This window comes from Parashewanella curva (assembly GCF_003675895.1).
Lineage (GTDB): Bacteria > Pseudomonadota > Gammaproteobacteria > Enterobacterales > Shewanellaceae > Parashewanella > Parashewanella curva.
Genome location: NZ_ML014863.1, coordinates 1 through 7926, shown reverse-complemented (window position 1 = coordinate 7926; position 7926 = coordinate 1). Strand labels below are relative to the sequence as shown.

General features: G+C 38.8%; 6 protein-coding genes. 3 read left to right on the top strand and 3 right to left on the bottom strand.

Annotated features, from left to right (window positions below):
- Positions 1-120: 120 nt before the first annotated feature.
- Both D5018_RS19810 and D5018_RS19805 read right to left on the bottom strand, forming a co-directional pair.
- On the bottom strand, positions 121-468 hold the full coding sequence (locus D5018_RS19810; RefSeq protein ID WP_121840714.1) for a VOC family protein: 348 nt from the start codon (positions 466-468) through the stop codon (positions 121-123).
- 140 nt (positions 469-608) lie between these two features.
- Positions 609-1895 (bottom strand): ankyrin repeat domain-containing protein, encoded by a 1287-nt coding sequence (locus tag D5018_RS19805; RefSeq protein WP_121840713.1) that lies wholly within the window; start codon positions 1893-1895, stop codon positions 609-611.
- A 385-nt stretch (positions 1896-2280) separates the two neighbouring features.
- Between D5018_RS19805 and queC the strand changes: the two genes are divergently transcribed.
- The 3 genes from queC (at position 2281) to D5018_RS19790 (ending at position 4804) form a co-directional block, all read left to right on the top strand.
- Positions 2281-2988, top strand: coding sequence for a 7-cyano-7-deazaguanine synthase QueC (gene queC / locus D5018_RS19800; protein ID WP_121840712.1), 708 nt, complete (start codon positions 2281-2283; stop codon positions 2986-2988).
- A complete protein-coding gene (rrtA, locus tag D5018_RS19795; protein WP_243637480.1) occupies positions 2972-3574 on the top strand; it encodes a rhombosortase in 603 nt (200 codons plus the stop codon). Before queC ends, rrtA begins: the two co-directional genes overlap by 17 nt.
- 159 nt (positions 3575-3733) lie before the next feature.
- Positions 3734-4804, top strand: a complete 1071-nt coding sequence (locus D5018_RS19790) for an acylglycerol kinase family protein (protein ID WP_121840711.1) — start codon at positions 3734-3736, stop codon at positions 4802-4804.
- 11 nt (positions 4805-4815) lie between these two features.
- Here the strand turns inward: D5018_RS19790 and uvrB are convergent, their stop codons facing one another.
- Complete coding sequence (gene uvrB / locus D5018_RS19785) at positions 4816-6834, bottom strand: excinuclease ABC subunit UvrB (protein ID WP_121840710.1); 2019 nt, start codon at positions 6832-6834, stop codon at positions 4816-4818.
- Positions 6835-7926: the final 1092 nt, after the last annotated feature.

Here is a 7926-nt window from a genome sequence, read left to right as displayed (position 1 = left end):
TATTAGCTGGCTTATGGGTCTTTTTACAGCTCAACGAAGTTCTTTCTAACTATACCATTGAGGAGATTGAAGCATTTAGAGAGTTGGCTAGTTCGTTTTTTGGACAAACCATGTAGATACCTATGCCCATACCGCAAATTCGTTCCCGTTAGGATCTGCAAAGTGAAAACGTCGACCTCCTGGAAAAGAAAACTCTGGTTGAATAATACTCCCACCCGCTTGTTCAATATCCGTTTGAGTCTGTGATAAATCGTCACTAAAAAGCACAATTAAGGGGCTGCCTTTTTCTAATGAAACATGAGTATCAGCTAAATAAAAACCACCATTTACTGTTTGTCCAGTAAAACTGCAATATTCATCACCAAAGTCCATAAACTCCCAATCAAATACTTGGGTAAAAAACGCTTTTGTCACAGCAATATCTTTGGCAGGTATTTCTAGGTAATTCACTTGATTATGAATATTCATTTCACACTCCTTTGTTTAAGGATCTACTTTGATACAAAATCACCATAAAGGCAAAACCATGGATTAAGGGTGGTCGCCTAGTGAATGTCCTAAGCAAAGATAACCTTGTCATTAATCCAGACGAAAGCTAATTTTACTAGCTACAGCATCAATTTCGATTTTGTTGACTCACACTCGCTACTTAAATTTTGGGATGAAATAGTCCATGCCTCTTTTATAGGTAATAAGGTCTTTCTAGAATATCTAGAATATAAATAATGACTAACATCAGTGTAAACTTCTCTGGGTAACTCCAGCATTTTATGTTTGATTGTCACAGATATTCCTTGGGGAATACTAGCACTAGGAATATCTTCCCATTCCATATCTACAGAGGCTTTATACTCTAATAATAAGTTCATTGCTTTTACGAGCTCAGTTTGATTCCCATTGTTAGCTATTAATTCACTTACAATATGTTTTAATGGATTATTTTTCGAACTTATCGGATTTGGATTTGCTCCATTTTCTAGTAAGAGTTTTAGTATATTATAGTGACCGTTTTTGGTTGCAGCGATTAACGGCGTGTAGCCGTTAGGTGTACCTAAATCAACTGCCGCATCGAATTTTATTAACAGTTTGACGATCTCTATATAGCCTTGCTCAGCGGCTAAAATTAACGGTGTATAGCCTTCTTCACAAGTCGTATTGACCTCTGCACCATTTTGCAATAGAAACCTTACAATATGTTTATGCCGATTTACAGTAGCCATCCGCAATGGTGTACATTTGCTACCTCTAGGAGTATTAACATCAGCATCGTGTTGTTTAAGAAAGACTACAATTTTTAAATGACCATAGCCTGCAGCGCCGCCTAAAGCGGTGCATCCATCTGTTTTTTGTGCATTAACATTAGCGCCATGTTGTTGAAGAAACTTTACAATATCTGTGTGCCCAGTATTGGCAGCAGCTATTAAAGGGGTGCATCCGTCACAATAAATAGAATTGACATCAGCTCCTTGTTTTTGTAAAAGTTTAACGATTTTATGATGACCGTGATGAGCTGTGATTTGTAACAATGTAGCCTTATTGGTATCGGTGTATAAGTTGGTGCTAAAGTGGAATTTTAATATCAGCTCTTTTATTGCTCTGTTATTTCCTTTAATAGCGTATGTTTGAATGTTGAATAGTGTTGAAACTACGCGCGATATGTGTTGTTTGATTCTTTTCTTTTGGAAAAAATTAAGCCTTTGACGATAATCCAAACGTGTCTGCTCAACTTCTATGCTCGTCCTTGCAACATAGCGATCTTTTGCTCTCTCAACTGAAACAGAGAAAACAGTACCGTTGACATTTAGGCTGATAGATTGTGTAAATAATTTTAGCGTGTTGTTAACTACATAATGGCCAATTACTAGAGCTGTAATTTGTTCCTTTACGGTTGCCATAATTCTACGCTCCGGACATTTTTAGCGTTCAGCCGAATTATTGACAATTATTAGCGAGATTAATTGAAGTGGAGTTTAACTGTAATCTGCATATAATTGACGGGCTCAATAACTTCAGCAAGTTTTGCATAATAAGTTAGAAGACTAACTGTATACTGCTCCCCCCCCCCTGTATACTCAGTAAACAAACTGCGATTATGGCCTTTGATTTATACACAAGAAAACGTCTAGTTCACGGCTTTCAGGAATCATTTTAACTCAGCATTTTTCAACAAATAAACACACATAAATGTGAATCCAATCAAACTAAATACCTGATTTACTTTTGCTTGCATTCGCCCCCTAAGCTAAACTATCGCCTCAATATTTTTAATGAAGTATAGAAATGTCTAGCATATCTAAAGCAGTGATCGTGTTTAGTGGCGGTCAAGATTCCACTACCTGTTTATTTCAAGCTATGGCTCATTATGATGAAGTTCACGCGATAACTTTTGATTATGGTCAAAGGCATAAACAGGAGATAAACCAAGCTCAATTTCTAGCGAAGAAGTTGAATGTCGCTAGCCATAAAATCATGGATGTTTCATTACTCAACGAACTGGCTATTTCTGCTTTAACGAGAGATTCGATCCCAGTATCACACACACTGATGGAAAATGGCCTACCTAACACCTTTGTTCCCGGTAGAAATATCCTGTTTTTAACCCTAGCTGGTATTTATGCATATCAGCTTGGCGCTGAAACAGTCATAACTGGTGTATGCGAAACAGACTTTTCAGGTTACCCTGATTGTCGCAATGACTTTGTTAAAGCAATGAATTCGGCTTTAGTTCAAGGCATGGATTATAAGCTCAATATCGTCACTCCTTTAATGTGGCTGGATAAAGCTGAAACATGGGCATTAGCCGATAAATATCAAGCTTTAGAAACCGTGCGCAATGACTCTTTAACTTGCTATAACGGCATTGTTGGAGATGGATGTGGTGATTGCCCTGCTTGTGATCTAAGACTAAAAGGCTTATACCATTACTTACATAATAAAGAAGAAGTAATGCACTCATTGGAAGAGAAAATACGTGCTGAAATGGCTTAATAAATTACTGCCAACTTCGTTATATTTTGCCTTAGGGATTTCCGCTATCTCTGGGGCTTTATACTTTTTAGGTTTGAATACCCCATTCATTGAAGATTCACTTGCTTACCAACGTCCTGAGATTAGCCATGGTGAACTTTGGCGCATAGTAACTGGAAACTTGCTGCATAGTAATCATTGGCATTTATTGATGAATCTTGGTGGCTTATGGGTGATTTTATCGCTGCATGACATGCACTATACCCGTAAAGGTGTGTGGGCACTATTTGCTGCGTTGTGCGTACTTGAGGGGCTTGGTCTTTACCTATTTTACCCGTCGACTATAGGCTATGTTGGTTTATCGGGTGTACTTCATGGCTTATTTGCTTTTGGTGCAATCATGGATATTCAAGCCAAGATGAGAACAGGCTGGTTGTTATTCATCGGAGTTATATTAAAAGTTGCTCATGAACAGATTTATGGAGCGAGTAGCGATGTAGCAGCAATGATTAACGCACCTGTTGCAACTGAATCCCACCTGATTGGAATGATTTCAGGTTTTGCAATTGCAGCATGTTATTTAGCAAAAAATCGCCAAAAAAGATAGAAACGTTTATCAAAACATATAAATATCAAAGCCTTGTAAACAAATAATTTTTTGATATTTATATTTCTTATATATCTAACCTATAAAAAGACCATCTAACACCATAAGAAAAAAAACTGTACCTTTTCAAGTAACTATCACTAAGCTGAGGTACGGTTTATGGGAGTTAGCAGTGAAATGCTCCAATTCATAAATCCTGCACATACGCTGTTTGTTGTTAATCCTGCTGCAAACAGTGGAAAGTGTGACGATGAGTTTCAAACAATTAGAACAGGTTTGAACCTCGATCAACAAACATCTTATAGCATCATATACACCTCCCAAAATAATACAGATGCAGGCAAAGTCGCTGCAGAATGGTTAGAAGCTGAAACATGTCCTATAAAAGCTTCGAGTGAACATACTCTAAGAATTTTTGCCGTGGGTGGAGATGGTACATTATCCCCCGTCATAAGAGAGTTTCATGGTCGAGATAATGTTCAAATTGGTGTGTTACCATTCGGTACCCTAAACGATGCTGCTCATGCATTGAACCTTTTCCCCAAAACCCTCCAAGATTATAAAGAAATAATTAACAGCACTAATGCTGCTGAGACAGGCAGTTATACTATCGAAGAGCTTGATAAAAATGGTCTGCTAACAAGAAAAAAAGCCGTCGCTTATATTGATGCATTTGCTGGTATTTCTTTAGCGACTCTTAGAAATAAAGAGGCTGCAGATAAAACGCCTGATTGCCTTTCTCGCTGTCGCTGTTTAATTGGTAGCCATTTAGAAACTGACCTGCGAGCTCTTTACGAAACATGGAAGTGGCAGGGAATGTCGATTTCAATAGAGGATGAAAGTGGTGGATCAATATATAAAGGTGACATAGGCAATCTGTCCATGACCACACTGGGCATTATTGGTGATCTTCAAATTAGCCCTCAAATTCGACCACAATGGTATCCTAACGACGAACTTAAAGGTGAGATACATATAGCTGAAGATGGAGGTCTAATTCGCAATCCATATCGTCTTTGGTCCCTCACAGGATCAGGGCATAGAAATGGATGTGATTGGAGCCAAGGATATCCAATCGAACATAATAAAAGTCTGGTCATCCATGAAATGGGAGATGGGAATCACCAAATCGAATTAGAAAACGGCGAACATTTCTTCTTTCCAATACAAGTGACATGGAAAAATAGACAAGCCACTTTGGTTGCAGGAAAGTACCCTCAGTCGGATTAAATTGTTAGAGGCTAATTCGCCTCTAACATCTGCTCTCTTAATTGCTTAACTTGATCTCTAAGCTCAGCCGCTTGCTCAAACTCAAGGTTGCGAGCATGCTCTAGCATTTGCTTTTCAAGCGCGTCAACTTCACGACTTAATGCGGCAATATCCCTTACTTGGTAAGAACCTCTAGGCTCAGCCACTTCACGGTATTCAGAGATAGAATTTTGCTCTTCAACGCTATCACCAACATCCATAACATCGGTGATCCGCTTAACAACACCTTTAGGGGTAATGCCATGTTCTTCGTTAAAAGCTCTTTGTTTATCTCTACGCCTTTCAGTTTCATCCATGGCTTTCCTCATGGATTTGGTAATTCTGTCGGCGTATAAAATTACCTTCCCATTAACATTACGAGCGGCACGACCAATGGTCTGGATAAGAGATCTTTCAGAACGTAAAAAACCTTCTTTATCAGCATCGAAAATACACACTAGCGAGACTTCCGGCATATCCAAGCCTTCTCGTAATAAGTTAATGCCGACTAACACATCAAACTTACCTAAACGGAGATCTCGAATGATCTCCACTCGTTCAACCGTATCAATATCCGAGTGTAAATATCTTACCTTAACACCGTGATCATCAAGGTATTCACTTAAGTCTTCTGCCATACGTTTGGTCAGTGTAGTAACCAACACTCGCTCATTTACCGCAACTCGCTTTCCTACTTCTGAAAGTAAATCATCAACCTGAATCGCAACAGGTCGAACTTCAATCTCAGGATCTAATAAGCCTGTTGGACGTACAACTTGCTCAGCAATCTCACCTTCACTTTTCTCAATTTCATAATCGCTTGGGGTTGCCGATACATAAATGGTCTGCGGCATCAGGTTTTCAAATTCTTCAAACTTAAGTGGACGATTATCTAATGCCGACGGTAAACGGAATCCATATTCCACCAGCGTGGTTTTTCGGGAGCGATCACCCTTATACATAGCCCCAATTTGTGGAACGGTAACGTGAGATTCATCAATTACTAGCAAACCATCAGCAGGTAAGTAATCCAATAGCGTTGGTGGCCCATCACCTTCAGCACGACCAGAAAGATATCGTGAATAGTTTTCAATACCAGAGCAGTACCCTAACTCAATCATCATTTCTAAATCATATTGGGTTCTTTCAGTGATCCGCTGCGCTTCAATCAGTTTGTTGTTCTGAAGAAGTTCTTCTTTACGCCACTTAAGTTCCTCTTTTATTTTCTCTGTAGCACCTAAAATGGTTTCTCTTGGTGTTACGTAATGAGTTTTCGGATAAATGGTAGTACGTGCTAACTTTCGAGTTTGTTTACCCGTTAGAGGATCAAACTCGCTGATACGATCAATTTCATCATCAAATAACTCCACTCTAACGGCATCTCTGTCTGAGTCAGCGGGGAAAATATCAATCACTTCACCTCTAACTCTAAAAGTGCCTCGCTGTAATTCCACATCATTGCGAGTGTACTGAAGCTCACTAAGACGTTTAAGAATATCTCGCTGCCCCATAAAATCACCTTGGCGAAGATGTAGCAGCATTTTCATGTAAGAATCAGGATCGCCCAAACCATAAATTGCAGAAACTGAGGCAACCAAAACTACGTCTCGTCGTTCTAGCAAAGCTTTTGTAGCCGATAATCGCATTTGCTCAATATGAGCATTTACCGATGCGTCTTTTTCAATAAAAGTATTAGAAGCAGGAACATAAGCTTCTGGCTGATAATAGTCATAGTAAGAAACAAAATACTCCACCGCATTGTGAGGAAAGAACTCTTTCATCTCACCATAGAGTTGAGCTGCCAGCGTTTTATTCGGCGCCATAATGATAGTTGGGCGACCTAGCTCTGCAATCACATTGGCAACGGTGAAAGTTTTACCAGAGCCTGTTACACCGAGTAACGTTTGTGCGGCAATGCCTGACTCTAGGCCCTCTTTTAGTTGTGTAATTGCAGTAGGTTGATCCCCTGCAGGTTTAAATTTGGATTCTAATTGAAAAACAGAGTCAGACACTTATGGGTTCCTTTATATACTCGTGATAACTGATGATGCAGGATTTCAGCGAGAATTTGAGCTAAAGTGATTCTAATCGCTCAGATTTTTTTACACAAATAGAACTCGTATATAATCGTTGGCGTATGCTCGATTTCAGATTCAATAGGAGTATGACTAGTCATTACTAGGGCGTGTTGATCTTTCGTGATTATTTTTGCAGCGATAAATTGCTTATCTTATGCAAGGCAGAGTTTGTGCTGTGTGGTTATTACCGACATACAAACCTGTCGTTACTTCGTTTCTACATAAACAAACGATAACGCAGCAGAAGTGACCAATTTACGCTGTCTTCGATGCTTTTGAGCACTTCCTGTTCTGTGTTGTGACCAGTTTACTTAGATGGCTAAGCTTCACTGCTCACGCCTTGAACAAAAAAGTGCTCAAATAGCACAAAATTTAATCCTGAAAGATCAACACGCCCTAGTATTAAAAAATTATGAAAGTTTTTTAGATCTATTACCTAAAGATTACAGAACAGCGATCGTATTAATTTTTTTATTGACATGCAGTTGTAGCAAGGTGTTCAGCGAACATTTTTGTGATCTTTCTCGATTTCATACACATTTTACGGCCTATTCAACATTACAAGTTCGTAACATTTTCGAGCTAACAATGCCCAACATCACAACGATGGTAAGATACTGATATAAAACAGTATTTTTCACCGCCATAAAAACAGTGCAATTTAAGTCCAAGCCTTTTATATCAAGGGCTACAGCCAAAAAAATGTTTATTCTCCACAAGCTTATCCACAGTTTCAGTGGATAACTCTCAGCAAGCTTGCTGCAAAAGGTTTTGCTTCATTTTAATTAACAAAATATGACATCAATATTTGTGTAATAAAATTACACGGTTGCATGGGTATGCTGTTTAATTTTTAGCAAAACTGCTTAATCTTTAGCTCAAAAACCTTAGGCTAAATTGGTAGTGGGCTGCTTTTGTGAATTGTTCTATCATGGTTGCACGCTGGTTTAATTTATTTTAGAGCATGTCATGCGCCATTCTATTGATGTTCAATGTCCTCATTGCCACGGTGTTTCAATATCTAAG

What these genes read in the sequence shown, in the direction of transcription:
- D5018_RS19810 (WP_121840714.1), bottom strand. Translation starts at nt 468, where the DNA reads ATGAATATTCATAATCAAGTGAATTACCTAGAAATACCTGCCAAAGAT.
- D5018_RS19805 (WP_121840713.1), bottom strand. Translation starts at nt 1,895, where the DNA reads ATGGCAACCGTAAAGGAACAAATTACAGCTCTAGTAATTGGCCATTAT.
- queC (WP_121840712.1), top strand. Translation starts at nt 2,281, where the DNA reads ATGTCTAGCATATCTAAAGCAGTGATCGTGTTTAGTGGCGGTCAAGAT.
- D5018_RS19790 (WP_121840711.1), top strand. Translation starts at nt 3,734, where the DNA reads ATGGGAGTTAGCAGTGAAATGCTCCAATTCATAAATCCTGCACATACG.